Annotated in this window: 19 protein-coding genes and 1 pseudogene; 8 read left to right on the forward strand and 12 right to left on the reverse strand. The window is 56.4% G+C overall.

Annotation, left to right across the window (positions count from 1 at the left end; genetic code table 11):
• Positions 1–78: 78 nt before the first annotated feature.
• From wbaP to yeaG, 5 genes are all read right to left on the reverse strand, one after another.
• Positions 79–1,545: an undecaprenyl-phosphate galactose phosphotransferase WbaP gene (gene wbaP / locus C1Y43_RS16870; protein ID WP_104189016.1), complete on the reverse strand. Its 1,467-nt coding sequence runs from the start codon at positions 1,543–1,545 to the stop codon at positions 79–81.
• Between the two features lie 378 nt (positions 1,546–1,923).
• Positions 1,924–2,157: a DUF1480 family protein gene (locus C1Y43_RS16875; protein WP_021510054.1), complete on the reverse strand. Its 234-nt coding sequence runs from the start codon at positions 2,155–2,157 to the stop codon at positions 1,924–1,926.
• 75 nt (positions 2,158–2,232) lie between these two features.
• Positions 2,233–3,960 (reverse strand): potassium/proton antiporter, encoded by a 1,728-nt coding sequence (locus tag C1Y43_RS16880; protein WP_021510055.1) that lies wholly within the window; start codon positions 3,958–3,960, stop codon positions 2,233–2,235.
• A 231-nt stretch (positions 3,961–4,191) separates the two neighbouring features.
• Positions 4,192–5,466, reverse strand: coding sequence for a YeaH/YhbH family protein (locus tag C1Y43_RS16885; protein ID WP_104189040.1), 1,275 nt, complete (start codon positions 5,464–5,466; stop codon positions 4,192–4,194).
• Between the two features lie 90 nt (positions 5,467–5,556).
• On the reverse strand, positions 5,557–7,491 hold the full coding sequence (gene yeaG, locus C1Y43_RS16890) for a protein kinase YeaG (RefSeq protein WP_021510057.1): 1,935 nt from the start codon (positions 7,489–7,491) through the stop codon (positions 5,557–5,559).
• Between the two features lie 409 nt (positions 7,492–7,900).
• On the opposite strand from yeaG, the gene C1Y43_RS16895 reads away from it, so the two are divergent.
• Both C1Y43_RS16895 and C1Y43_RS16900 read left to right on the forward strand, forming a co-directional pair.
• Positions 7,901–8,650, forward strand: a complete 750-nt coding sequence (locus C1Y43_RS16895; protein WP_104189017.1) for a MipA/OmpV family protein — start codon at positions 7,901–7,903, stop codon at positions 8,648–8,650.
• Positions 8,651–8,733: 83 nt separating this feature from the next.
• Entirely contained in the window at positions 8,734–9,582 is an 849-nt protein-coding gene (locus C1Y43_RS16900; protein ID WP_104189019.1) for an aldo/keto reductase, read from the forward strand.
• Positions 9,583–9,606: 24 nt separating this feature from the next.
• Here the strand turns inward: C1Y43_RS16900 and C1Y43_RS16905 are convergent, their stop codons facing one another.
• Both C1Y43_RS16905 and gapA read right to left on the reverse strand, forming a co-directional pair.
• Positions 9,607–10,482 (reverse strand): D-hexose-6-phosphate mutarotase, encoded by an 876-nt coding sequence (locus tag C1Y43_RS16905; RefSeq protein ID WP_104189021.1) that lies wholly within the window; start codon positions 10,480–10,482, stop codon positions 9,607–9,609.
• A 74-nt stretch (positions 10,483–10,556) separates the two neighbouring features.
• Complete coding sequence (gene gapA / locus C1Y43_RS16910) at positions 10,557–11,555, reverse strand: glyceraldehyde-3-phosphate dehydrogenase (RefSeq protein WP_021510061.1); 999 nt, start codon at positions 11,553–11,555, stop codon at positions 10,557–10,559.
• A gap of 338 nt (positions 11,556–11,893) precedes the next feature.
• Here gapA and msrB point away from each other — a divergent pair, with 338 nt between their 5' ends.
• Positions 11,894–12,304 (forward strand): peptide-methionine (R)-S-oxide reductase MsrB, encoded by a 411-nt coding sequence (msrB, locus tag C1Y43_RS16915; protein ID WP_021510062.1) that lies wholly within the window; start codon positions 11,894–11,896, stop codon positions 12,302–12,304.
• A gap of 2 nt (positions 12,305–12,306) precedes the next feature.
• Positions 12,307–12,588: a YeaC family protein gene (locus tag C1Y43_RS16920; protein ID WP_104189023.1), complete on the forward strand. Its 282-nt coding sequence runs from the start codon at positions 12,307–12,309 to the stop codon at positions 12,586–12,588.
• Positions 12,589–12,623: 35 nt separating this feature from the next.
• Here the strand turns inward: C1Y43_RS16920 and pncA are convergent, their stop codons facing one another.
• From pncA to sppA, 3 genes are all read right to left on the reverse strand, one after another.
• A complete protein-coding gene (gene pncA, locus C1Y43_RS16925) occupies positions 12,624–13,232 on the reverse strand; it encodes a bifunctional nicotinamidase/pyrazinamidase (protein WP_031280213.1) in 609 nt (202 codons plus the stop codon).
• A gap of 16 nt (positions 13,233–13,248) precedes the next feature.
• Positions 13,249–14,262 (reverse strand): asparaginase, encoded by a 1,014-nt coding sequence (ansA, locus tag C1Y43_RS16930; RefSeq protein ID WP_058757717.1) that lies wholly within the window; start codon positions 14,260–14,262, stop codon positions 13,249–13,251.
• Positions 14,263–14,347: 85 nt separating this feature from the next.
• The gene (gene sppA / locus C1Y43_RS16935; RefSeq protein ID WP_104189025.1) at positions 14,348–16,204 is read right to left on the reverse strand and encodes a signal peptide peptidase SppA; all 1,857 of its coding nucleotides are present in this window, start codon (positions 16,202–16,204) and stop codon (positions 14,348–14,350) included.
• A gap of 171 nt (positions 16,205–16,375) precedes the next feature.
• Here sppA and C1Y43_RS16940 point away from each other — a divergent pair, with 171 nt between their 5' ends.
• From C1Y43_RS16940 to C1Y43_RS16955, 4 genes are all read left to right on the forward strand, one after another.
• Positions 16,376–16,927, forward strand: coding sequence for an NAD(P)H nitroreductase (locus C1Y43_RS16940; RefSeq protein ID WP_104189026.1), 552 nt, complete (start codon positions 16,376–16,378; stop codon positions 16,925–16,927).
• 153 nt (positions 16,928–17,080) lie between these two features.
• Positions 17,081–18,124 (forward strand): selenide, water dikinase SelD, encoded by a 1,044-nt coding sequence (gene selD, locus C1Y43_RS16945; protein ID WP_104189028.1) that lies wholly within the window; start codon positions 17,081–17,083, stop codon positions 18,122–18,124.
• Positions 18,125–18,145: 21 nt separating this feature from the next.
• Positions 18,146–20,068 carry a DNA topoisomerase III gene (locus C1Y43_RS16950; RefSeq protein ID WP_104189030.1) on the forward strand — a complete coding sequence of 641 codons (1,923 nt, stop codon included), beginning with the start codon at positions 18,146–18,148 and terminating at the stop codon, positions 20,066–20,068.
• The gene (locus C1Y43_RS16955) at positions 20,068–20,364 is read left to right on the forward strand and encodes a YnjH family protein (protein WP_021510070.1); all 297 of its coding nucleotides are present in this window, start codon (positions 20,068–20,070) and stop codon (positions 20,362–20,364) included. The genes C1Y43_RS16950 and C1Y43_RS16955 overlap by 1 nt, the downstream gene beginning before the upstream one ends.
• A gap of 33 nt (positions 20,365–20,397) precedes the next feature.
• Here C1Y43_RS16955 and xthA read toward each other — a convergent pair whose 3' ends face one another.
• The gene (gene xthA, locus C1Y43_RS16960; RefSeq protein ID WP_104189042.1) at positions 20,398–21,204 is read right to left on the reverse strand and encodes an exodeoxyribonuclease III; all 807 of its coding nucleotides are present in this window, start codon (positions 21,202–21,204) and stop codon (positions 20,398–20,400) included.
• Positions 21,205–21,509: 305 nt separating this feature from the next.
• Positions 21,510–21,616 (reverse strand): annotated as a pseudogene (locus tag C1Y43_RS16965) (IS110 family transposase); the annotation flags it as partial.

A 21,616-nucleotide genomic window follows, 5' to 3' on the forward strand; every position in this document is an offset into this window, starting at 1 on the left:
GAGTCTGCGGCCAAAAAGAAAGGGCTAAAACGAAAAGGCGATGTCTGCCGGGACGGCGCAGACATCGCGTCGAGGGTATCAGTAAGCACCGTCGCGGCGCAGCACCACGCCAGCGGTTTTGAACAGAATGGCGATGTCGGTCCACAGCGCCCAGTTCTTCACGTACCAGGAGTCAAAATAGACGCGCGTGTCGTAGTCGATATCGTTACGCCCGCTGACCTGCCACAGGCCGGTCATGCCCGGTTTGGCCATCAGATAGTAGTCGACATCGCCCGCGTAGCGTTCCAGCTCAGCTTCAATCACCGGACGCGGTCCCACCAGACTCATTTCGCCGCGAATCACGTTCCACAGCTGGGGCAGTTCATCCAGGCTGGTTTTCCGCAGGAAGCCACCGATTTTGGTGATGCGCGGATCGTTCTTCAGTTTGAAATCACGATCCCATTCAGCGCGCGCTTCGGCACTGGTGGCCAGCAGATTCTGCAGCACTTCCTGCGAGTTAGTCACCATTGAACGGAACTTCAGGCACTTAAACTTCACGCCATCCTGACCGACGCGTTCGTGGCCATAAATGGCATTGCCGCCATCGCGTTTTACCATCCAGCACAGCAGACCGAACACCGGGGCAAGAAACAGCAGCAGCAGGGAGGCAACCACCACGTCGAAAGTGCGCTTGAGGAAACGCGAGGAGCGTTTCGCCAGGTTGTTACTGACGCGCAGGATCATCACTTCATGGCTGAAGATAAACGACATATCGGTGCCATACAGCGGCACACCGCGCAGCGTAGGGATAACCGAAATTGAGCGGCATTTCATCTTGGACAGAAACTTCAGCCATTTATCGCGCACCACCTGCTGTTCAAATTCGGTGGCGACGATAAATTGCGTGTTGTCACGGTCCATGGTTTGCCAGTTGATGTCTTTCCAGGTAATAACCGGCACGCGGTTAACATTTTCCTGGTGAGGCTCATCGTCCAGCGAGATAAACGCCTGCACGTTATAGCCGAGGATCTCCTCGCTCTGCAGCGCTGCGTAGGCTTCCATGGCGTTTTTACCGGAGCCGATGATAATGGTCTCTTTTTGCCACTGACCAGCGCGGTTGATGGCACGCTTCACGCCGGCGCGCATTAGCGGCAGCAGCAGCAGGGCATAGGTCCAGCTAAACACCCACACCATGCGCGAGAAGTCCCATTTGGAAAAGGCAATCAGCGCCAGATCCAGCAGCGAAAACACAAAGAGCGTTTTGACGATTTCTTTCAGCTCAAACCAGAACGGTTTGCGGTAGGTGTAGTGGCGCATACGCACCCAGAACCAGGCTGTGCACAGCACTGACAGACCTAACTGTGCGACAAAGCGGTATTCAATTTGCTGCGGCGGAATAAAACTGTCCAGTTCTCCCCAAATACCCTGGACGGTGGCCGCGGATAAAAATAATGCCAGGTTCAGTGCAATTAAATCCGAAAAGCTGAGTGCCACTTTCGCGATGAGATTTTTGCGCAGTCCGCTCCACGAGCGGGTTGCATCGTTCATTACCAATGTACTTGCCATAAAACCTGCTCTCTTTTCTTAAGTAAAAGATGGCCTGACCAGAATCAAGTACGCGCTCAGGAGTCGTCCGCTGAAAGCAGAAATAAAATAATATTCAGCGAGATATGAGTCAGTGCTGCCATAAGCGCTGCATGGAAAGGGCCGTTTGAGACGTGATTTACGTCACGAAAAGCTGCAGCAACGTTTAAGAGTATGCAGGAGTTATTTGACAGAGTTAATATGGAAAGAGTCTGAAAAAACAATATTTGATTAAAGTACAGGCCAGCTAATTTCTTGAAAAATAATAATAAAAGTAAAAGGTGCCGTGAAATCACAGACTATTTTAAGACTACTTTTCGGAATGACCGCCAGTCAAAGTGAATGGCGGTGAGGAAAATATCAGGCCGGTTTTTTCAATACCCAGCGGTCTTGCTGCTTGTCATAGTGGCCGATTTGCAGATCAACCGGTTCGCCATCAATCCACGCCGGTACGCTGGTTTCATGATCCCAGCCGTCGAGCTGATAACTCAGGCCGGGGTTGGTATGGCAGGGGATGCCGACGGTATCCAGCTTCTCCACATCCATTACTGCATCGACGATCTCGTAACGACCAATCTTCACCACGTGTCCCATCATCTTCTCCCGTTTGCTGGGTGGAATAGTGATCATAGACGCTGACACGCAGTTTACGAGCGATACGGCCTCGGATTATTCCTTCTCTTCCCGCACGCGCACCCCGATTTTGACGATCTGGTTATCCTCTTTTTCCGCCACCGTCCACGTCAGCTGGTTCCACTCGACCTGATCTCCCACCACCGGCGTGCTGCCGAGCAGACCCATAATCAACTGGCCGAGCGACTGCTGATCGTTAGTCTCTTCATCGAGCTCCAGGCCATAGATCTGCGCGACATCGCGCAGGCGCGCCTCGGCATCAAGGATAAAGTCACCAAAGAAGCGCTGATCCAGCGCCACCGGCGGCGTCTGGCTGAACATCTTGCCCAGCGCCGGCAAATCGCGCTCACGGCCAATAACGCACAGCACGTCACCCTCTTTCAGACGCGTATTGCCGTTGGGGTGCATCAGCGCGTTATCGCGGAACAGGGCGGCAATGCGCGTTTCGCGCGGCATTTGCAAATCGCGCAGCGCGGCGCCAACGCACCATTTGTCGGCGCTGAGCTGATAAACGAACTGCTCCCACGGATTTTCCGGATGGATATCCAGCCCGACGCGGCTGATGGGCGACGCGGTCGGCGGTACCACCACCTTAGCCCGTTTAGCGGCATAGCCCAGCGACGTGCCCTGCAGCATCAGAGATACCAGAACCACGAAGAAGGCGATATTGAAGTAGAGTTTTGAATTCTCCAGCCCGGCCATCATCGGGAACACCGCGAGGATAATCGGCACCGCACCGCGCAGGCCTACCCAGCTGATAAAGATGCGTTCACGTCCGGTAAAGCCTTTAAACGGCAGCAGCCCGACCAGAATCGACAGCGGACGCGCCACCAGAATCAGCCACAGTGAGAGAATCATCGCCGGCAGCGCGATATGCCACAGGTCAGACGGCGTCACCAGCAGGCCGAGCACGATAAACATACCAATCTGGCTCAGCCAGGCCATGCCGTCGAAAGTCTGCAGAATGCCGTGGCGGTTACGAATCGGGCTGTTGCCCAGCAGAAAACCACACAGATACACCGCCAGAATGCCGCTGCCTTCCATCACCGTGGTCAGGGCAAACACAATGATGCCGCCGCTCAGCGCCAGCAGCGGATAGAGCCCTTGTGCCAGGCTGATGCGGTTGATCAGTTGCTGCAGCGCCCAGCCGCCGCCCAGTCCGAGCACAATGCCAAGGCCGAACTGCTGCACCAGATGCACCACAAACATCCAGCTCAGGCCGCTCTGCCCCTGCTGGATCATGTCGATTAGCGTAATGGTAAGAAACACCGCCATCGGATCGTTGCTGCCTGATTCAATCTCCAGCGTGGAACTGACGCGCTCGTTAAGCCCTTTGTCGCCCAGCAGTGAAAACACCGCTGCGGCGTCGGTCGAGCCGATAATGGCGCCAATCAGGAAGCCCTGCATCAGATCGAGCTTAAACAGCCAGGCGGCAGCCAGACCGGTGAGGCCGGCGGTAATCATCACGCCAACGGTGGCCAGCGACAGCGCCGGACCAAGCGCCACCTTGAACGAGCTGGCCTTGGTGCGCATGCCGCCGTCGAGCAGAATAATCGCCAGCGCCAGGTTGGACACCAGATAGGCCACCGGATAGTTATCAAAGGCAATACCGCCGATGCCGTCCACGCCGGTCAGCATCCCCAGCGCCAGGAAGATCACCAGAATCGGGATACCGAGACGCGACGAGAAGGAACTCAGCAGAATACTTGCTGCGACCAGCACGGAACCAATAATGAACAAACTGTAAATCATGCTGGCATTCAACGGCGTTCTCCTGCGGCGGGGCATAAAAAAGCAAATTGCGGGCAATTCACACAGACAAGGTGAAAAGATAATGCCTTATCAATAGCTTGTCAGCGGTTAATTGCACATTTTTTCATTCTGTGGCGTGCTATCCCATAGAAGGTTAAATCCGCACAGAAAAACAGCAGAGTTTTCAGAGGGGTTAAGCCGGGCGGGGTAAAGAAAAAGCCGGTCGGTGACCGGCTGGTAAACTCAGGCTTCAGCGACCTGTTTATGGAAAAGCTCACGAAATACCGGGTAGATGTCTTCCGGCTCGCGGATGTGCTGAATGGCAAAGTTATCAAACATCGCCTGCAGATGCTCATACTCGCGCCACAGGGTCTGGTGCGCCCGTCGGGTAATCTCAATGTAGCTGTAGTAGCGCACCACCGGCAGAATATGCTTCGCCAGAATTTCATGACACAACGGTGAGTCATCCGCCCAATTATCGCCGTCCGAGGCCTGCGCCGCATAGATATTCCACTGCGACGGGTCATAACGCTCTTTCACCACTTCGTCCATCAGCTTAAGCGCGCTGGAGACGATGGTGCCGCCGGTCTCCTGCGAGTAGAAGAACTCCTGTTCATCGACTTCTTTCGCCTGAGTATGGTGACGGATATACACCACATCGACGTTTTTGTAAGTCCGGCTGAGGAAAAGATAGAGCAGGATATAAAAGCGTTTCGCCATGTCCTTGGTTGCCTGGTCCATCGAACCGGAAACGTCCATTAAGCAGAACATTACCGCCTGGCTGGACGGTTCAGGCCGCTTCTCGAAATTCTTGTAGCGCAGGTCAAAGGTGTCGATAAACGGCACGCGCTCAATGCGTGCCCGCAGTTCCGCAATCTCCTTGCGCAATCGCTCCTCTTCCAGCAGTTGCGCCGGCTCGCTGTTTTCGACTTCGCTCAGTGTGGCTTCCAGTTCATGCAACATACGACGTTTGCCTGCGGTCATGGCGGTTCGTCGCGCCAGCGAGTTTTGCAGCGAGCGTACCACGCTGATGTTGGCCGGCACGCCATTAGAGGTGAAGCCCGCGCGGTGAGTTTTGTACTCATTGAGCTGGCGATGCTGATTTTTGCGCAGGTTAGGCAGTGCTAAATCTTCAAACAGCAGATCGAGGTATTCATCCTTCGAAATCTGAAACACGAACTCGTCCTGACCTTCTCCGTCCTGGCTGGCATTGCCCTGACCGCTGCCGCTGCCACCGCCGCCCTGCGGCCGCTCAATGCGGTCGTTTTGCACAAAGTGGTCGTTCCCCGGATGCACGCGATGGCGGCTGCCGCCGCGCCCCTGATGGAAAATCGGCTCGTTGATGTCGTCGATAGGAATCGACACCGATTCGCCACTCTCCACGTCGGTGACCGAACGCTTGTTGATGGCCTCGGAGATCGACTGTTTGATTTGCGACTTATAACGGCGCAAAAAGCGCTGCCGGTTGACCGCACTTTTATTCTTACCGTTAAGACGCCGATCGATGAAATAGGCCATAAATTCCCCCAAACTACGCTGTAAGCCAGGCCGGAACGGGTCCGGCCTCCTCAGGCGGCATGTGGATGCCGCGTAGCTTACCGCTGTCGATTATGACGATTTGCGCACGCGCAGATACCATTCGCACAGCAGACGCACCTGCTTGCGGGTATAGCCTTTTTCCATCATGCGATCGACAAAATCGTCGTGTTTTTTCTGTTCGTCCGTGGATGTTTTAGTGTTGAACGAAATCACCGGCAGCAACTCCTCGGTGTTGGAGAACATTTTCTTCTCGATCACCGTGCGCAGTTTTTCGTAGCTGGTCCAGTTTGGATTGCGTCCGTTATTCTGTGCCCGTGCGCGCAGCACAAAGTTAACAATCTCGTTACGGAAATCTTTCGGATTACTGATCCCGGCAGGTTTCTCGATCTTTTCCAGCTCGGCGTTGAGTGATTCACGATCGAACAGCTGGCCGGTATCCGGATCGCGGTACTCCTGATCCTGAATCCAGAAATCCGCGTAAGTGACGTAGCGGTCGAAGATATTCTGACCATACTCCGAATAGGATTCGAGGTAAGCGGTCTGAATCTCTTTGCCAATGAACTCCGCATATTTCGGAATCAGATAGCCTTTCAGGTGTTCCAGATACTTCTCCGCCTGATCCTGCGGGAACTGCTCGCGCTCGATCTGCTGTTCCAGCACGTAAAACAGGTGCACCGGGTTAGCCGCTACTTCGGCATGGTCGAAGTTAAACACGCGTGACAGAATCTTAAAGGCGAAGCGGGTCGACAGGCCGTTCATGCCTTCATCCACACCGGCGTAATCGTGATACTCCTGCCACGATTTCGCTTTCGGATCGGTGTCTTTCAGGCTTTCACCGTCATAGACGCGCATCTTCGAGTAGATACTGGAGTTTTCCGGCTCTTTCAGGCGCGACAGAATCGAGAAGCGCGCCAGCGTTTCCAGCGTGCCGGGTGCGCAAGGCGCGGTGGTCAGCTCACTGTGGTTGAGCAGTTTTTCATAAATTTTGATCTCCTCGGATACGCGCAGGCAGTAAGGCACCTTCACGATGTATACACGGTCAAGGAAAGCTTCGTTGTTCTTGTTGTTACGGAATGTCACCCATTCTGACTCGTTGGAGTGCGCCAGAATAATGCCGTTAAACGGCAGGGCGGAAATCCCTTCGGTACCGTTATAGTTACCTTCCTGAGTAGCGGTCAGCAGCGGATGCAGCACTTTAATGGGTGCTTTGAACATCTCCACGAATTCCATGATGCCCTGGTTGGCGCGGCACAGCGCACCCGAATAACCGTAGGCATCCGGATCGTTTTGCGCGTGGTTTTCCAGCTTACGGATATCCACTTTACCCACCAGCGCTGAAATATCCTGGTTGTTCTCATCACCCGGTTCGGTTTTGGCGATAGCCAGCTGTTCCAGAATCGACGGCCACACTTTCACCACTTTGAAGCGGGTGATGTCGCCGCCAAAGTCATGCAACCGTTTTGCCGCCCACGGCGACATAATGGTGCCAAGGTAACGCCGCGGCACGCCGTACTCTTTTTCCAGAATATTGGCGTCTTCCTGCGGATTAAACAGGCACAGCGGATGGTCATTGACCGGGCTGCGTTCACCGTCGGCACTCAGCACATAGATTGGCACGCGCTGCATCAGCGCTTTAAGCCGTTCGGCCAGCGAGGATTTACCGCCGCCCACCGGGCCGAGCAGGTACAGAATCTGTTTCTTCTCCTCCAGCCCCTGCGCGGCGTGTTTCAGGTAGGAGACGATCTGCTCAATCGCTTCCTCCATACCGTAAAACTCTTCAAAGGCCGGATAGCGTCCGATGACGCGGTTAGAGAAGATACGGGAAAGGCGAGGCTCCTGGGCAGTATCGACCATCACAGGCTCACCGATGGCCATCAATAGTCGTTCTGCCGCGTTGGCGTATGCACTGCGATCCTGCTTACAGATGGTGAGGAATTCCTGCAGTGTGAACTCTTCGTCCTTGGCAGCTTCATAACGCTGACGATAGTGATCGAATATATTCATAGCGATGCCCGTCCTTTCGTTTTTAGCACAGGTAAAGGAGCGTAATAAGATGCTCTTGCAGCTCCCGGAAGATATTCTTTATTGAGTACAGCAACCCTTATGCCAACCTGACGATTTTTTATCGGGATTCACAATTCTTATGGTTACTCTGCTCGTACAAAAAATTCTCGTCTTACTTTTACTGTAGAAGGCAATCAGAAAAATTGCTCCGTCTTTTCTCCTTATTTAGCGATATATCAATAACAAAGTCTCATAAGCGCTAAGGCCGTCACGCCCTTGCGGCAACAGGTGCGCTGCGTCTCAGACGCTTCTGACAAGATAAAAAGGAAATCAACATTAAAAGTTAAACCAGTGGCAAAATTTGGTTAGACTCTGCGTGTGATTGTTATATTAATGGAATGAATAAATTGTGAACCATTTCAAACTTAAAGCGCTTGCTCTGATGTGTCCTTGCTATTTTGCGGCGTTCAGCACTTACGCTGAACCCGTGTCACTTGGGGCTTCGGTTATTTATGCCCAGTCGCCGTACCGCGGCGGCCAGGACCGATATCGGCCGATCCCGGTCATCAATTATGAGGGGGAAAACTTTTGGTTCCGCAGCCTGCAGGGTGGTTATTACCTGTGGAAAGACCCGCAAAATCAGCTGTCGTTAACGCTGCTGGGCTCGCCGCAGCAGTATGACCCGAAAGATAACGATCTGGGCGATATGAAAGGGCTGGACAAGCGTCGCATGACGCTGATGGCCGGCGCGACTTATCGTCACGTCGCTGACTGGGGGATTGTGCGTACCGCGCTGCTGGGCGATGTGCTGAATAACAGCAACGGCATGATCTGGGACCTGACCTATCTGTACCGCTTTGATTTCGGCGCGTTCAGCCTGACGCCGGGCATTGGCGCAATGTGGAACAGTGCCAACCAAAACCGCTATTACTACGGCGTTTCCGGCCACGAAAGCGCGCGTACCGGCATCGATCGCTATCACCCTGACGACAGCTGGTCGCCTTACGTCGAGATGAACGCCAGCTATCAGATTAGCGAGAGCTGGAACGCCAGCCTGTCAGGCCGTTACACCCGCTTCGCCAGCGAAATTAAAGACAGTCCGATGGTGGATAAAGACGGTCAGTTTACGCTGTGGACCGGCGTCAGCTACAGCTTCTGATGACCGCACGAACGCCTCATAATGAGGCGTTTTTGTTACCTTGCACCAATATTGCGCCCCGTAATGGCGCAACGGGAGGTGAGATGAAGACGATTCAGTTTAACGACGATACGCCGTTACCGGCTATCGGCCAGGGCACCTGGTATATGGGCGAGAATCCGGCACAGCGGGCGCAGGAAATCGCTGCGCTGCAGGCTGGACTGGACGCCGGACTGAAACTGATCGATACCGCTGAGATGTATGCCGAAGGCGGCGCGGAAGAGGTGGTCGGCGCTGCGCTGCGCGGCCGGCGCGATCAAGCCTGGCTGGTATCAAAAGTTTACCCGTGGAATGCCGGTGAGGTCGATGCGATTGACGCCTGTGAGCGCAGTCTGCGCCGTCTGCAGACGGACTATCTCGATCTTTATCTGTTGCACTGGCGCGGTAATGTACCGCTGGAAGAGACCGTGCGCGCCATGCAAACGCTGCAGCAGCAGGGCAAAATCCGCCACTGGGGCGTCTCCAATTTTGATAGCGACGATCTGCAGGAGCTGTGGAGTGAAGCCGGAGGGATGGGCTGCGCGACTAATCAGGTGCTGTACCATCTGGCTTCGCGCGGCATTGAATTTGATTTACTGCCGCTCTGTCAGCAGCACCATACGCCCGTCATGGCTTACTGTCCGCTGGCGCAGGCCGGACGGCTGCGTCAGGCGCTGTTTGACGATGCGACTCTGCAGCAGATTGCACAACAGAAGGGCATCAGCATCGCTCAGTTGCTGTTGAGCTGGGTGATTCGCCAGCCGGGCGTAATGGCCATTCCCAAGGCGGGCAGCGTGGCGCACGTGCAGGAGAATGCGGCGGGCCTGAATATCACCCTGACCAGCGATGAGCTGGCGCTGCTGGATCGCGCCTTTCCGCCGCCGCAGCACAAACTGGCGCTGGATGTGGTGTAAACGGCGCGTGCGCGCCGTTCAGCATTACTTATTGCGGATTCTCAGCGTGACGCCAAGGCGGGCAGGGGTTTCTCCGGCACTTTTCATCGGTTTGCTAATCCGCGCCGTCTCCACGCATACCATGGTTTTATAACCATCATTAGGCATATCGGCCATGCTGCAGGACAGTTCCGGGCCAGGATTCCAAGTGACAACGTCACTTTGATAATGGTGATAGACTTCAATCTGGCGTTTACCGGCGCGATCGTGGATCACGCTGCAGTCTTCCGCTGCGGTATGAATGCGATCAACCCGATCGGGATAAGTTTGTTTCCCGTCCGCTGCGCTGCCGATGGCACTGTCCTGCACCTTATCGATGTAGCTGTTGCCGAGCCCGCTGACTTCAACCTGCGCAATGTCCGCCACCTGAAAATAGCTGTGCAGCGCGGCAGTGGCTTCATAATCGCCCCAGGCTTCCAGCTCAATCTCACAGTGTTCAGCAATGCGGAAGCGCGCCAGCAGTGTGAAGTCGTGCGGCCACAGTTTTTTCGTTTGTGCATTACTTTCCAGCGTGAACGTCAGCATGACCGCATCTTCGTTCTCATCATGCGCCGTCAGCGTCCACGGCTGATTGCGGGCAAAGCCATGCGCAGGTTCACCTGCCGGACCAAACCACGGCCAGCAGACCGGCACGCCGCCGCGAATGGCTTTTCCGCTGACGAATGGCGTCTTGTCGCTGAGCCAGATGGCGGGCTGCTGACCGGCCGGCTGCCATGCCAGCAGGTGCGCACCCTGCAGTGCAATGGCGGCGCGCACTTTCGGATGGCTGATCACCAGAATTGGCAATTCACCCATCTGACGCTGCGACAGGTAAGGGGTGATCTGCGTCACCACGGGCAAGTTAAAGAGCGAATTGTGCATTGTCAGACCTTCTCTCATCCAATCGAAAAAAAAGGGGCGACCGAAGTCACCCCTTGTCTGTTTAGCCGGTTAGCTTACTTAGCAGCAACCAGTGCAATCAGATCCAGAACCTTGTTGGAGTAACCGGTTTCGTTATCGTACCAGGAAACCAGTTTCACAAAGTTGTCGTTCAGAGCGATACCGGCTTTCGCGTCGAACACGGAAGTCAGGGTTTCGCCGTTGAAGTCGGTAGAAACCACGTCGTCTTCGATGTAGCCCAGCACGTCTTTCATGTCACCTTCAGCAGCGGCTTTGATGGCTGCACAGATGTCTTTGTAAGACGCTGGTTTTTCCAGACGAACGGTCAGGTCAACCACAGACACGTTTGGTGTTGGTACGCGGAACGCCATACCGGTCAGTTTACCGTTCAGCTCTGGCAGAACTTTGCCTACTGCTTTTGCTGCGCCGGTAGAAGATGGGATGATGTTCTGCGCTGCACCGCGGCCGCCGCGCCAGTCTTTGTGAGACGGGCCATCAACGGTTTTCTGAGTGGCGGTGGTGGCGTGAACAGTGGTCATCAGACCTTCAACGATACCGAACTTGTCGTTGATTACTTTAGCCAGCGGTGCCAGGCAGTTGGTGGTGCAGGAAGCGTTAGACACGATGTCCTGGCCGGCATATTTGTCGAAGTTGGCACCACGAACGAACATTGGGGTGTCATCTTTAGACGGGCCAGTCAGAACCACTTTCTTCGCGCCGGCAGTGATGTGTTTACGTGCGGTTTCGTCGGTCAGGAAGATACCGGTTGCTTCAGCAACAACGTCAACGCCCACTTCGTCCCATTTCAGGTTAGCCGGGTCTTTCTCAGCGGTAACACGGATTTTTTTACCGTTAACGATCAGCGCGCCATCTTTCACTTCTACGGTGCCGTCGAAACGACCGTGTGTAGAGTCATACTTCAGCATGTAAGCCATGTAATCGGCGTCGAGCAGGTCGTTGATCGCGACGATTTCGATGTCAGAACGCTGCTGAGCAGCACGGAAAACGATGCGACCGATACGGCCAAAACCGTTGATACCTACTTTGATAGTCATATATTCCACCAGCTATTTGTTAGTGAATAAAAGGTTGGCTGTAAAATTACAAAAACCTTACCAGGCGTCAAGCGGAATCGTGTCAATTGTTGCGACAGGTCAATTCCAGCGCCAGGAATAATTGGGTGCGCAAACGCTTGCGCAGCGCCCTTATTGCGCACCTATCTTACGCCGAATGCAGACTAAAAAGGGATGACTGTTGCAAAGAGTGATCGTCATCACAAAATTGCGCAGTGCTGGTCGGGGCAAAAGCATCCGCACGAAAAAAGACCCGGAAGATGTTGTTCGTTTGTTAGAATACTAGACGATTTTTACAGAATGACACTCCGGAACTCAAAATGGCTAAAGACACCGCACCCGAGGCAAAAATTGCCCAGCTGTCGGAAATGCAGCGCTACGTCACTCAGCATCGTGGAACCGAACCGCCTTTCACCGGCGCGCTGTTGCACAACAAGCAGGAGGGTATCTATCACTGCCTGGTCTGCAACGCACCGCTGTTTCTCTCCGAAACCAAGTATGACTCCGGCTGCGGCTGGCCGAGCTTTTACCAGCCGTATAACGATGAAGCTATCCGCTATCTGGAAGATGACTCGCACGGTATGCACCGCGTCGAAATCCGCTGCGGTAACTGCGACGCCCATCTGGGCCACGTCTTCCCGGATGGCCCGCAGCCAACCGGTGAGCGCTATTGTGTCAACTCAGCGTCGCTGAACTTTACCGACGAGCAGGGCAATCAGCACGAGGGCTGAGCATGAAGCAGGAACTGGAAGCAATGCTGGCGGCGATGACGCCGGAAGTCTACGAGCGCCTCGCCACCGCGGTGGAAACCGGCAAGTGGCCAGACGGCGTGGCGCTGACGCAGGATCAGAAAGATAACTGTCTGCAGCTGGTGATGCTGTGGCAGGCGCGGCACAACGACGAACCGCAGCACATGACCATCGGTAAAGGCGGCGAGATGGTGATGAAGTCGAAAAAACAGCTGAAGGAAGAGTGGGGAATCGAGTCCGACGTGACGCGCATCAACCTGCATTAACCGGCTGCAGGGCTGGAGAGCTCCAGCCCTGATTTTCAGATAATGACCGCACCCTGCGCCTGCATCTGCGCGATCGCGATCTCGCTGTCGTCCGGATTGAGATTGACGCCCCGGCAGCCTTCCTGCACCACCTCAACGTGATATCCCAGTTCCAGCGCATCCAGCACGCTGTACTTGACGCAGTAATCGGTCGCCAGGCCCAGCATCACCAGGTGAGTAATGCCGCGCTCGCGCAGCCAGCTGTCGAGCTCGGTTTTGCGGCGGTGCCCGTTATCGAAAAAGGCGCTGTAGCTATCCACATCCACATCGCCGCCTTTATGAAACACCGCATCAATCAGACTGCGATCAAGATCCGGATGGAAATCCGCGCCCTGTGAGTGCTGCACGCCGTGATCCGGCCACCAGATCTGCGCCAGACCATTCAGTTCACCGAGGGTATACACCGGCTCGCCAGAGACCGAGGCAAAGCTGCCGTGATTGGCCGGATGCCAGTCCTGCAACGCCACCACGCATTCACCGCGCGCGCGGAATTCGCGTGCATAGCGATTAGCAACGGCAACCGTCTGGTCACCTTCACGCACGGCCATCGGGCCGCCGGGGCAAAAATCGTTCTGAATATCGATGATTATCAATGCCCGCTTCATGGGATTTTGCTCCGTATCAGTCTTCGGTCAGTTCGCCACGTAAATTCTGCTGCATTTTGGCACGAATTTCAGCGCTGGTGAGGTTCTGGCTTAACAAAAAGTGCAGTTTAGTCAGGGTGGCCTCGACGGTCAGATCAAAACCACTGATCACGCCGGCGTGTTCCAGTGCGTTGCCGGTGGCGTAACCGCCCATGTTGACCTTGCCGGACATGCACTGCGTCAGGTTCACCACCACAATGCCGCGCTCGCTGGCCTGCTGCAGTTCGGCAAGAAACTCGGCGTTTTGTGGCGCGTTGCCCACACCGTAAGAGCGCAGAATCAGCGCCTTCACCGGCTGACGCAGGAAATTGCGCACCACGTCGGCAGAGATGCCTGGATAGATGGTCACCACGCCAATCGGCTGAGGCGTGATCGGATGGACGATCAGCTCACCGCTGCCGCGCGGTGCTGGTGGCGTATTGAGACGGCGAATATGGATGCCTGCTTCCAGCAGCGGCGACAGGTTCGGTGACGCAAACGCATTAAAGCCGTCGGCGTGGGCTTTGGTGGTGCGGTTACCGCGGAATAGCGTGTTGTTGAAGAACAGCGCCACTTCATTAATCGGATAGTTAGCCGCGACGTACAGCGAGTTCAGCAGGTTCTGCTGACCGTCTGAGCGCAACTCGGCCAGCGGGATCTGCGACCCGGTGACGATCACCGGCTTGGCCAGGTTCTCCAGCATGAACGACAGCGCCGACGCGGTGAACGCCATGGTATCGGTGCCATGCAGAATGACGAAACCGTCATAGCGATCGTAGTTCAGCTGGATGTCGTCAGCGATTGACTGCCAGTCCTGCGGCGTCATATCCGAGGAGTCAATCAGCGGATGGTATTCGTGGATGGTGAAATCCGGCATTTCCGGACGGTGAAACTCTGGCATCATCGCCAGCTGCTGCTGCAGATGGCCAGAGACCGGAATGTAACCCTGCGCGGAGCGTTGCATACCGATGGTCCCGCCCGTGTAGGCTACATAGATATTTTTCTTTTGCATGAATGGACTCAGACTTGCCGTAAAACGCGCAGTATAAGGGGATTAGCGGGGAAAAGCAGCCCGACCAGCGGCCGGGCTGTAAAGATTAGCGTACGTTGCCGCAGGTCAGGCAGAACGCGTAACGGTTTTGCGGATCGTTGAGATTATTCATCAGGCCCGGCTGCGCCTGCAGCGTTCCCATCACTTCGCTGACCGGTGCCGGCAGCCACACTTTCAGCGCGGCCGGCAGTACGGCCTGCACTGACGCGTTCATCTGGTTCAGCAGCAGGTCGATCATTCCCGGATCGTCCTGATACCAGCTCAGTTCAGGTTTCGCGACCTTCGCCAGCTCGGCGGCTTTGGCCACCGCATCGTCGAAGTCGCCCAGCGCATCCACCAGCCCATTGGCTTTAGCATCGCTACCGGTCCAGACGTGACCCTGCGCAATGGCATCAATCTGCTGTGGCGTTTTATGGCGTGACACCGCCACCAGTCCAACAAAGTTGCGATAACCGTTTTCAATGGTCAGCTGCATCAGCTGCTGCACTTCAGCCGGCAGCGCTTTGGTGGTCGACACATCCGCCAGCGGCGAGGTGGCAACGCCATCGCTGTGCACGCCGATGCTGCTCAGGCTATTCTCCACCGTATTGATCACGCCAAAGATGCCGATCGATCCGGTCAGGGTGCTCGGCGCAGCGACGATGTAGTCGGCCGGTGTGGAGATCCAGTAGCCGCCCGATGCCGCCATGCCGCCCATCGACACCACCACCGGCTTGCCGGCGTCGTGCGCCGCCGCCAGCTCTTCGCGGATGGCTTCAGAGGCCGTTACGCTGCCGCCCGGGCTGTTGACGCGCAGCACGATGGCTTTGATTTTGTCGTCGAGGCGGGCGTCACGGATTTGCGCAGCGGTGGTGTCGCCACCGACGTTACCGGCGCTCTCTTCGCCGTCCATGATGGCGCCACTGGCGAGAATCACCGCAATGTTGCCATCCTGCTGCGTAGGTTGTTTGACGTTGTAGTCATAGATGCTGACGTTGCGGTAGTCATTGCTGGCTTTATCCCAACCGAAGGTTTTCACCAGCTCGCGATCGGCGGCAGCGCGCGAATCCAGCACATCCACCAGTTTGTTATCCAGGGCATATTTAGCGGTATCGCCCTGAACGGCCTGCAGACCGCTGATGATGCCCGCCGCCCCCGGGAACAGCTGCTGCGGCGTGATTTGCCGGTTGGCGGACACCGTGTTGAGGTAGTTCTGCCACAGCTGGCCGACCCAGCGGCCGTCAGCATCGCGCGCTTCCGGCGACATATCATCACGCAGGAAAGGTTCAACTGCGGACTTATAGGTGCCGACACGGAACACGTGTGAACTGACTTTCAGCTTGTCCAGCAGGGATTTGTAATACAGGCCGTTGGTGGCGAAACCGTGCAGATCTACCGTGCCCTGCGGCGACAGGTACACCTTCGTGGCGTAGCTGGCGAGATAATATTGCGCCTGGCTATAGCTGTCGCCGAGGGCAAAAATGGGTTTGCCTGCGTCGCGGAATTCGCGCAGCGCCTTACCCACGTACTGCAGCGAAGGCTGATCGCCGCCGGCAAAATCGCGCAGATCCAGCACCATGCCGGTGATATTTTTATCGCTCTTTGCCTGACGAATCGCATCGACCACATCAAACAACGAGTTTTCCTGCAAACGATCGCTGCTGGCACCCAGTAGCTGGCGGCTGATACGGCTCAGACGATTGCTGACCGACGGTTTGTCCACCAGCACGCCGCTCAGATCGACTTTCAGCGCACCCTGCTGCACCGGTTCACTGCTGCTGGCGCTGGATAGCTGCAGCCAGATGCCGACGCCGGCCAGAATTAACACAATCAGGAACAGATTCAGGATAAATTCCCGGATAAAATTCAGCACCCGCCAGCTCCAGCGGAACAGGCCAGCAATAATTCGCCACAATGTGCGCATAAACTCTCCATATTCACGTAGCCAGGGCAGCCGGTATGCGGTCTGCCCCGATGTCGGGTTCATCCTAAAGAGCAGCGTGCGAAAAGTCAGCAGGAAATCGCGCCAGACTGTTACAAAAGATCGCGCTGTGCCAGGATTAGCCCACGCTTTGTTAATCACGGGAGAATCAAGATGGATGCACTGGAATTACTGGTAAACCGTCGTTCAGCGTCGCGCCTGACCGAGCCGGCACCCGCCGGTGAAGTGCTGCGGAATATTCTGCACGCGGGTATGCGCGCACCGGATCACGGCACGCTGCAGCCGTGGCGCTTCATCATCATTGAAAATGAGGGGCGCGAACGCTTCAGCCATCTGCTGGAGCAGGCCGCACGCGACAGCCAGCTGGATGACAAAGCTATCGAGAAGGCCCGGACGTCACCATTCCGCGCGCCAATGATCATCACCGTTGTCGCGCACTGCGAAGCCTCCGCCAAAGTGCCGCGCTGGGAGCAGGTCGTGTCCGCGGGTTGCGCGGTGATGGCGATGCAAATGGCGGCCGTCGCGCAGGGCTTTAACGGCATCTGGCGCAGCGGGCCGTGGACCGATCATCCGCAGGTACGCGCCTCCTTTGGCTGCCGCGAGCAGGATGCGATTGTGGGTTTCCTCTACCTCGGAACGCCGCAGCTGAAAGCGAATACCACCGTGGTTGCGCCCGATAGCGAGGCTTTTGTCAGTTATTTCTGACAGACAGCAGCGGGTTTCTGCGGCAAGGTGCATGCAACGACACTGATTGCACAGTCGCTGTGCGAAAGATCGCGCTTAGCTGCGACAGCGCTTACCAGCAGCGGGCTGCCAGGCTAACATAGCCCTCTCTGTTCAGCGCACAAGGAACCCGCCATGAGCGAACCGCTTCGTTTGACGCAATACAGCCACGGCGCTGGCTGCGGCTGTAAAATTTCACCTCAGGTGCTTGAGACCATTCTGCACAGCGAACTGGCTGCCTTTCACGATCCGCAACTGCTGGTCGGCAATGAAACCCGTGACGATGCTGCCGTGTACGATCTTGGCAACGGCACGGCGGTGGTCAGCACCACTGACTTCTTTATGCCCATCGTTGACGATCCGCACACCTTTGGCCGTATCGCGGCCACCAACGCCATCAGTGATATTTACGCCATGGGCGGCAAACCGATCATGGCCATCGCTATTCTCGGCTGGCCGGTTAATGTGCTGGATGCGAAGGTGGCACAGCAGGTGATTGAAGGCGGTCGCGCGGCCTGCCAGGCGGCCGGCATCGCGCTGGCGGGTGGTCACTCAATTGATGCGCCGGAACCGATTTTTGGCCTTGCCGTTACCGGCATCGTTGACGTAGCGCGCGTGAAAAAGAACAGCGCTGCGCAGGCGGGCTGCGAGTTGTTCCTCACCAAACCGCTCGGCATCGGTATTCTGACTACCGCAGAGAAAAAAGGGCTGCTGCGTGCGGAGCATCAGACGCTGGCGGCGCAGGTGATGTGCCAGCTCAATAGCGCAGGGGCGGAATTTGCTAAACTGCCCGGCGTCAGCGCCATGACCGATGTCACCGGCTTTGGTCTGCTGGGGCACCTGAGTGAAATCTGTCTGGGCTCCGGCCTGCGCGCGCACGTGCAGGCCGCACAGGTACCGCGTCTGCCCGGCGTGGACCAGTACATTGCGGCAGGCGCGGTGCCGGGCGGCACCAGCCGCAACTTCGCCAGCTACGGCGAGCACATTTCTGCCATGGATGAGGCCACGCGCGCACTGCTGTGCGATCCGCAAACTTCCGGCGGGCTGCTGGTGGCGGTACAGCCTGACGCTATTGCGGCGTTTCACGCGTGCGCCGCGCAGGCTGGCGTTGAGGCCACGGCGATTGGCACACTGCTGCCGGCCGACCGCGCCCATCCACTGATTACTGTAGTCACCTGACGTAAAGGAACGACGCCATTCATGCGTTTGTTTATTGCTGAAAAACCCAGTCTGGCACGCGCTATCGCCGATGTGCTACCCAAACCGCATCGACGTGGCGACGGCTATATTGCCTGTGGTAATGACCAGGTTGTGACCTGGTGTGTCGGGCATCTGCTGGAGCAGGCGCAGCCTGACAGCTATGACAGCCGCTATGCGCGCTGGAATCTGGCGGATTTACCCATCATCCCGGATAAATGGCGCCTGCAGCCGCGCCCGTCGGTGGCGAAGCAGCTCAAAGTGATCGAGGGCTTACTGCAGCAGGCCAGCGTGGTGGTGCACGCCGGTGACCCGGATCGCGAAGGACAACTGCTGGTCGACGAAGTGCTCGATTATCTGCAGCTGCCGGCTGAAAAGCGCCAGCAGGTGCAGCGCTGCCTGATTAACGACCTCAACCCTGCGGCGGTCGAGCGCGCGGTGAGCCGTTTGCGCGAGAACCGTGAATTCATTCCGCTGTGCGTCTCGGCGCTGGCCCGGGCGCGCGCTGACTGGCTGTATGGCATCAACATGACCCGCGCCTGGACGCTGCTGGGCCGCAACGCCGGTTACGACGGCGTGCTCTCGGTGGGACGCGTTCAGACGCCGGTGCTGGGGCTGGTGGTGAGGCGCGATGAAGAGATCGAAAACTTTGTGCCGAAAGATTACTTCGAAGTTAAAGCGCACATCGTCACCCCGAAAGAGGAGCGCTTCGTTGCCAGCTGGATCCCCAGCGATGCCTGTGAACCGTGGCAGGATGACGAGGGCCGTTTGCTGCATCGTCCTCTCGCTGACCACGTGCTTGAACGTATCAACGGCAAACCGGCGTGGGTTACCGGCTACAACGATAAGCGGGAGTCAGAAACGGCGCCGCTGCCATTTTCCCTCTCCAGCCTGCAAATCGAGGCGGCAAAGCGTTTTGGCCTGAGTGCCCAGACGGTTCTGGACTGCTGTCAGCGTTTGTATGAAACCCATAAGCTGATTACGTATCCGCGTTCGGACAGCCGCTATCTGCCGGATGAACATTTTGCCGGACGCCATGCGGTGCTGAACGCTATTCAGGCGCATCAGCCGGACGTGTCGCTGCCAGCGGATTTCAATGCGGATCAGAAAAATCGCTGCTGGGACGATAAAAAAGTGGATGCGCACCATGCCATCGTTCCTACGGCGCGCGCCAGCAAGGTGAACCTGAGCGACAATGAAGCCAATATTTACGGTCTGATTGCGCGCCAGTATCTGATGCAGTTTTGTCCCGACGCGGTATTTCGCAAATGCGTCATCGACCTCGATATCGGCGGTGGCAGGTTCGTCGCCAAAGCACGTTTTCTTGCCGAAGCCGGCTGGCGTGCGCTGCTGGGCAGTAAAGAGCGCGATGAAGAGAATGATGGCACGCCGCTGCCGGTGGTGAGTAAAGGCGATGAGCTGTTGTGTGAGCGTGGTGAGGTGCTGGCGAAGCAGACTCAGCCGCCGCGGCCGTTCACCGACGCCACGCTGCTGTCGGCCATGACCGGTATTGCCCGCTTTGTGCAGGATAAAGAATTAAAGAAAGTGCTGCGTGCGACCGATGGTTTAGGAACGGAAGCGACGCGTGCCGGCATCATAGAATTGCTGTTCCGCCGTACATTTCTGGTGAAAAAAGGTCGCTATATTCACTCAACCGAGGCGGGCAGGGCGCTGATTCATGCGTTACCTGAGATGGCCGCGCGGCCGGATATGACGGCGCACTGGGAGTCAACGCTTACCCGCATCAGTGAAAAAGCCTGTCGCTATGATGAGTTTATGCAGCCGCTGGTCAGTACCTTGATCGGACTGATCGGTGAGGCGCGCCAGAGGCCGTCGCTGCAGGCTTTTCGTGGATTAGCCGCGACCGGAGCGAAGACGCGCAGTAAAGGCAAAACGCCCCGGCGCAAAACGAAGGAGACGGAATAATGCGTTACGCAACGCTGTTGCTGAGTGGGCTGCTGCTGTGCAGCCATGCCGCGCTGGCTAATCGCCAGCCGGAGCCCGCGCGAATGGGCAATACCGATGTGGTGGTGGATATGCCGCCGGAAGTGTGGACGCAGGGGCAGAATCGTCAGCAGAACAACTGCCTGCAGTGCTGTATCTATGAAAACCGCAGCTACTCCGAAGGCGCCGTGGTGAAAGCAGAGGGCGTACTGCTGCAGTGTGCGCGTGACGAAAAAGTGCTGGGCACCAATCCGCTGATTTGGAAAATCATTAAATAAGCGGGCGTGGCGCGCAGGCGCCACGCTGTTCAGTTACAGCTTGAAACTGGACCACACTGGCGCGTGATCGGACGGTTTGTCCATACTGCGAATGTCGTAGTCGATGCCGCTGTCGATGCAGCGCGACGCCAGAGGTGGGCTGGCCAGCAGCAGATCGATGCGCAGACCGCGGTTGTCATCAAATCCTTTTGAGCGATAGTCGAACCACGAGAAGCGATCTGCGGTCTCCGGGTTTTTCTCACGCCACGTATCGACCAGTCCCCACTGCAGCAAACGGTCCATCCACTCGCGCTCTTCCGGCAGGAAAGAGCATTTGCCGGTGCGCAGCCAGCGCTTGCGGTTCTCTTCACCAATACCAATGTCCAGGTCAGTACTGCTGATGTTCATATCGCCCATGATCAGCACCGGCTTGTCGGCTGCCAGTTGCTGCTCGAGATAGCTTTGCAGGTCGCGATAAAACTTCTCTTTGGCCGGGAACTTGATGGGATGGTCACGGCTTTCCCCCTGCGGGAAGTAACCGTTGATGACGGTGATATCGCCAATCGGGCTGGGAATTTCTGCCATGATCAGACGTCGCTGGGAATCTTCGCCGTCATCAGGAAAACCGCGTCGAACTGCTACCGGCTGCGTCTTGGTCAGCAGCGCCACGCCGTAATGGCCTTTCTGGCCGTGATAAAACACGTTGTAACCGAGTTTGCTGACCTCTTCCAGCGGGAACATGTCATCGTGCACTTTGGTTTCCTGGAGGCCGATGACATCCGGTTGATGCTGTTCAACCAGCGCCGCCAGCTGATGAGGGCGTGCGCGCAAACCGTTGATGTTAAAAGAGACAAATTTCATTTCGCTGCCATTTTTCGTCGCAAAAGGTTGCGGCGATGGTAACCAGGTTTGCGGCAAAAGTCATGGCTTGCGTCATAAGAGCGTGACGATAAGAGCGAGAGGCAGAACGCAGGTGATTTGTGGTGGGAGACGCAGGAGAGCGGGGTAAGACAGGCGGTGCCGTTCAGCTGGGGGCGTTGATGTGAATATCCAGGTGCGCATTAATGCGCACCCTACAATCCAGGCGACAACTGGGACGATGAGAATATAAACCGGTCACATGGGTAACACTTGAGGCCGTATCATTGTAGATACCGTCTTGCCGGTTACCTGGCAAGACATATTTCGGCATCGAACGGACGACCCGATTTCAGCACGCCATAAGCCAGCTGCAGCAGCTTCTTCATCGCCGCGCACACCACGACTTTTCCCG

The organism is Pantoea sp. ICBG 828, from assembly GCF_002928355.1.
GTDB classification, from domain to species: domain Bacteria; phylum Pseudomonadota; class Gammaproteobacteria; order Enterobacterales; family Enterobacteriaceae; genus Pantoea; species Pantoea dispersa.

Coding starts and splice junctions, on each gene's coding strand:
- C1Y43_RS16940 (WP_104189026.1), top strand. CDS start 16,376: ATGGATGCACTGGAATTACTGGTAAACCGTCGTTCAGCGTCGCGCCTG.
- C1Y43_RS16905 (WP_104189021.1), bottom strand. CDS start 10,482: ATGCACAATTCGCTCTTTAACTTGCCCGTGGTGACGCAGATCACCCCT.
- yeaG (WP_021510057.1), bottom strand. CDS start 7,491: ATGAATATATTCGATCACTATCGTCAGCGTTATGAAGCTGCCAAGGAC.
- gapA (WP_021510061.1), bottom strand. CDS start 11,555: ATGACTATCAAAGTAGGTATCAACGGTTTTGGCCGTATCGGTCGCATC.
- C1Y43_RS16900 (WP_104189019.1), top strand. CDS start 8,734: ATGAAGACGATTCAGTTTAACGACGATACGCCGTTACCGGCTATCGGC.
- msrB (WP_021510062.1), top strand. CDS start 11,894: ATGGCTAAAGACACCGCACCCGAGGCAAAAATTGCCCAGCTGTCGGAA.
- C1Y43_RS16950 (WP_104189030.1), top strand. CDS start 18,146: ATGCGTTTGTTTATTGCTGAAAAACCCAGTCTGGCACGCGCTATCGCC.
- C1Y43_RS16955 (WP_021510070.1), top strand. CDS start 20,068: ATGCGTTACGCAACGCTGTTGCTGAGTGGGCTGCTGCTGTGCAGCCAT.
- C1Y43_RS16885 (WP_104189040.1), bottom strand. CDS start 5,466: ATGGCCTATTTCATCGATCGGCGTCTTAACGGTAAGAATAAAAGTGCG.
- pncA (WP_031280213.1), bottom strand. CDS start 13,232: ATGAAGCGGGCATTGATAATCATCGATATTCAGAACGATTTTTGCCCC.
- sppA (WP_104189025.1), bottom strand. CDS start 16,204: ATGCGCACATTGTGGCGAATTATTGCTGGCCTGTTCCGCTGGAGCTGG.
- selD (WP_104189028.1), top strand. CDS start 17,081: ATGAGCGAACCGCTTCGTTTGACGCAATACAGCCACGGCGCTGGCTGC.
- xthA (WP_104189042.1), bottom strand. CDS start 21,204: ATGAAATTTGTCTCTTTTAACATCAACGGTTTGCGCGCACGCCCTCAT.
- C1Y43_RS16920 (WP_104189023.1), top strand. CDS start 12,307: ATGAAGCAGGAACTGGAAGCAATGCTGGCGGCGATGACGCCGGAAGTC.
- C1Y43_RS16875 (WP_021510054.1), bottom strand. CDS start 2,157: ATGGGACACGTGGTGAAGATTGGTCGTTACGAGATCGTCGATGCAGTA.
- wbaP (WP_104189016.1), bottom strand. CDS start 1,545: ATGGCAAGTACATTGGTAATGAACGATGCAACCCGCTCGTGGAGCGGA.
- ansA (WP_058757717.1), bottom strand. CDS start 14,262: ATGCAAAAGAAAAATATCTATGTAGCCTACACGGGCGGGACCATCGGT.